2 protein-coding genes are annotated in these 4,219 nt (G+C 43.9%); both read right to left on the bottom strand.

Annotation, left to right across the window (positions count from 1 at the left end; genetic code table 11):
• Positions 1-177: 177 nt before the first annotated feature.
• Positions 178-2,943, bottom strand: coding sequence for a substrate-binding domain-containing protein (locus QZ735_RS09785; protein WP_294247538.1), 2,766 nt, complete (start codon positions 2,941-2,943; stop codon positions 178-180).
• Positions 2,944-3,303: 360 nt separating this feature from the next.
• Complete coding sequence (locus QZ735_RS09780; RefSeq protein WP_294247535.1) at positions 3,304-3,720, bottom strand: hypothetical protein; 417 nt, start codon at positions 3,718-3,720, stop codon at positions 3,304-3,306.
• Between the last annotated feature and the right edge of the window lie 499 nt (positions 3,721-4,219).

The raw sequence follows: 4,219 nt of genomic DNA, 5'->3' as shown, positions 1-4,219 counted from the left end.
CAGAAACAGGATAAGTTTTGGCTGAAGCCAATTGTAGATTATATTTAGAAAACGGGCTAAAGACCGTTTCTATTGATATTTTAGAATATAATTTCTTATGTATACAAAGAAGCAAAAACAAGCATATTACAAACCTCTTCTCATTCTAATATCAGAGTTCTTTAGATTTAGCCGCCCTTACTCCTCTCCCACGCTCTTCCTGAACACGTTAGGCGATACACCGAATTTGTTTTTAAAGACAGTAGAGAAGTAATTCGGGGATGAGAAGCCGGTTTTGTAGGCAATTTCGGAAATGGTAAGCCCGGGGTTCTGCAGCATCGATTTCGCCTGTTCCAGGCGGATATTGTTGATATAGTCGCTTACGTTCACATCAAACATCGCCTTGATTTTCCTGTAGAGCTGGATTCTCGAAATGTTGAGCAGTTCGGCAAGGTTTTCTACGGAAAAACCGGGATTATCGATATTGGTCTGGATAATTTGATTGAGTTTGTTCACAAACGTCTGCTCCATATTTCCGAAGGATTTGCTGTCCACAATCCTGCCGATATTATTGGTATAGTAATACCTTAGTTTTTCCCGGTTATAAAGCAATGCACGAAGCGATTGGGTAAGAATCGGATAGCTGAAAGGCTTGGTGAGATAGAGGTCGACACCGGATTTCAGCCCCTGGAGATACGATTCCTTATTGTCCAGAGCGGTGAGCAGAATAACAGGGATATGCGACGTTCTGAGGTCGTTTTTCAGGATTTCGCAGATTTCAAAGCCGTTTTTACCGGGGAGATTGACATCGCAGACGATGATGTCGGGAATTTCGTTCAGCGCTTTGTCAACAGCGTCCGTACCGTCGGAAACCATCACCTCGAATTCGTTTTTCAGCTTATTACTGAGGAAAAATGACAAATCCGGATTATCCTCTACCAAAAGCAGTGAATAACGCTCGCCGGAATGGTCCTGATTATGCGGCAAATTTCCTTCATCGGCTGTGTCAAAAACTGCATTTTCCGCCAGTGCCCCGGCATCTGCCACAGCCGGTTCCTTTATCATCTGGTCTTCATTGAAATGCTTGTTCCCTTTATATAAGCTGAGGACGAACTCCGTCCCCTGAAAGGAGCTGACCTCAATTTTCCCAAGGTGAAGCTCCACAAACTGACGGCTGAGATGAAGCCCTATTCCGGAGCTGTTTTTCCGGTTGTTGGAGCCTTTGAAATAAGCCTCGAAGACTTTACTGATTTCCTTCTCCGGGATTCCGATGCCGTTGTCTTTGAAGCTGATCACCGCCTGATTGCCTTTTTCCTGAATCGTAATTTCGATTTTCCCGTTGTCCGGGGTGAACTTGAAGGCATTTGATAAGAGGTTGAAATAGACCTTGTCCATTAGGTTCCGGTCGATGTAAAGTTCCAGGTTCTTGTTGGTACAGTGAATTTCAAATTTGATATTCCTTTTTTTGGCTTCATTTTCAAAATCCCTGAAAATTCCGTATGTAAAATCGTAGATGTTGGTTTTGGATACGCGGAGATTGAAGGTTTTATTTTCAATTTTCCTGAAATCCAGAAGATTATCAACCAGCCGGAGCAGCCGGTTTGAATTTTTATTAATCAATTCCAGTTCGTAGGAAGGTTTTGTACCTTTGGTTTTATAGGAGTCTTTCATTGATTCCAAAGAACTCAGGATAAGGGTAATCGGTGTCTTGAACTCGTGGGACAAGCCGGTGAAAAAATTAACCCTTGCTTCGTTGCTTTCTTTCAGTTCATTGGCGATGGTTTCAATCTGGTTCCGCTGAATCGTTATCCGCTCATTGGTCAGGATAAGCTGCTTGTTTTTAATTTTAATGGTATAAATCAGGTAAATAGCATAAGCAATGAGGCAAAACATCAGAACCAGAAGGACAATCGACCAGCGGAACAGTTCTTTTTGCGAAGAATAGAGTTCGGTCTGTTTTTTTACGGCATTCACCTGATTTTCAATCACGCCCTGCTGTTCAATGATTTTATCGAACTGGTTGCGCATAATCTCCGCATTCAGCCTGTCGATAATGGTGGTGCTGAGCTTGATACGTTTGGGCGGCATTTGTCCATTGTAGATTCTGATGGCCGTCTCGATGGCTTCCGTTCCTCCGGTCGGATAGAGTAAAGTGGCATTCAGTTTACCGTCCAGAACCATCTGGATTCCGCCGTCTTTGGTGTTGAGCCCGTCCACGCCGATGAATTTAATCTGGTTTTCCAGACCGGCGTTTCTTGCCACCTGCCAGGCCTGGGCAGCCAGCTCATCATTAAAAGCAAAAACATAGAGGCTCTGGTTTCCCAATGAATCCAGTGTTTTCCGGAAGGCCTCAGCCGGAAGACCTTTAAATGTTTTTATCAGTTCCGTATCCGGATTGTTTTTGATCGTCTGCCGGAATCCCAGGCTTCTTTCAACAGTGGGCGAAGAATTGTCATCTCCTTTTATTTCAATGATTTTTTTAAGATTTTTGGAATCCGAAATAATGTATCGGGCCGCCTCCCTGCCGATTTCCACATTATCGGCCCCGATGTAAGTAGCATATTTATCAGAATTGATTTTCCTGTCCACCAAAATCACGGGAATTTTCTGAGCAGCCGCTTTTTCTACAACGGGAACCAGGGAATTCGGGTCAATAGGAGAAATGATAATAATATCCGCGTGATGATCAATCATCTTCTGAATATCGCGAATCTGCTTCTGAACGGAACCCTCTGCCCTGCTGATATCCAATTCCACCTCAGAATGCAGCGACGCCTGAATCTCCATCGCATGATTCATCGATTGCCGCCAGGGATGATTGCCCAACCCCTGGGAAAACCCGATACTAATCCTGCCGGATTTTCCGGAAGTGTCTTTACAGGCCGATACTACGATGAGCAGTACCCACAACCATCTGAAAACGTTCAGGAATTCAGGGATTTTAAATTTTAATTGAGCAGACATACGGACACAATATTAATAAAGATGTTTCATACCCGCAATTTTTGGTTATGCTATTTTCTGTGAATTGAATATCGGGTTCTAAGGATGGTAATATAGAAATGTTACCATTTTATAATCCATGTAACATGATTGTAAAACCGCACGGAATCTTTACCGCTGAGTGCCGAAAGAAAGCTGATCCGGAAAATTTCAGCATCATCATTCATTGACCGGAACAAAATCAGATCATTTTGAACAATAAGTGAAACAGATGGAGACCGCTTGGATAAACAATAAAAATGCCCCTGAAAAGCGGAGGGCTTTTCAGGGGCAATCTGATGTTTTCAGGATTTTTTACCGTTTGTCTATTTTCCGGTATTTTTATTTGGGCGCAGCGGTGTTCATGGTTCCGCTGGTATTCAGGGTACCGGGGGTTCCGTAGTTCACGGTGGTATTGGTCCCGGTATTCAAATTTCCGACGCCGGTATTGAGGGTGCTGTTCGTGCCGGTGTTCAGAATACCATTGTTGTTCATGGTTCCGGTGGTTCCGGTATTCAGGCGGGTATTGCTGTTCAGCTTACCGTTGGTTCCGGTATTCAGGGTTCCGGCACCGGTATTCAGGGAACCGTTGGTTTTTATCGTACCGTTGGTTCCGGTATTCAGCAGACCGGTCCCTGTATTCAGCGTTCCGGTACTGTTGTTGGTTTTGGTTGTGCTTTTGGTTGTGCTTTTGGTCTGCGCAGACACCGTGATGAATCCTCCGGCTATCAATGCTGCTGCTACGATTACCTTTTTCATATGATTTTGTTTATTTTGGTGATATATCTTGATATACAATTATCGTACAAAAATCTCCGGAAGCCCCTGAATCATTTCACCTGGTTCATAAGTAATTAAAGACAGGCACTTCCAAATTCCTCACCCTTTCCGTTTAAGGCTCCTGCAGTCAACGGCTATCCTACCTATGGGAAACCTGAAGATCCGGTTCAGGAACAGGCTGGGAATTTTACCGGCAATGATCCTGAGCTGTTCCTTCTGAGTAAAATTCTATTAAAAGGACAAAATCCTGTTTCATAACGGAAAAACTGCTGTTTTCGTCACCCATGCTATTTGCTGTATACTGATTCCGCCATAGCCACAAGGCCGGCATGAGCCATACAAAACGCTCCTTCGTATCAGGGAACAATCGAGGTGAAAAGATAAATCAGGAAGATGCCTACCAATACGGCTCCCTGCATGATGTTGGTCTTTCCGGTCGCTAAAGAGACCGTAATGATAAACAGGGAAAGTCCCAGCA

The organism is uncultured Chryseobacterium sp. (assembly GCF_913776365.1).
Lineage (GTDB): Bacteria > Bacteroidota > Bacteroidia > Flavobacteriales > Weeksellaceae > Chryseobacterium.
Note: the sequence above shows the minus strand (reverse complement) of the source record. Positions and strands in the feature narration are given on the sequence as shown.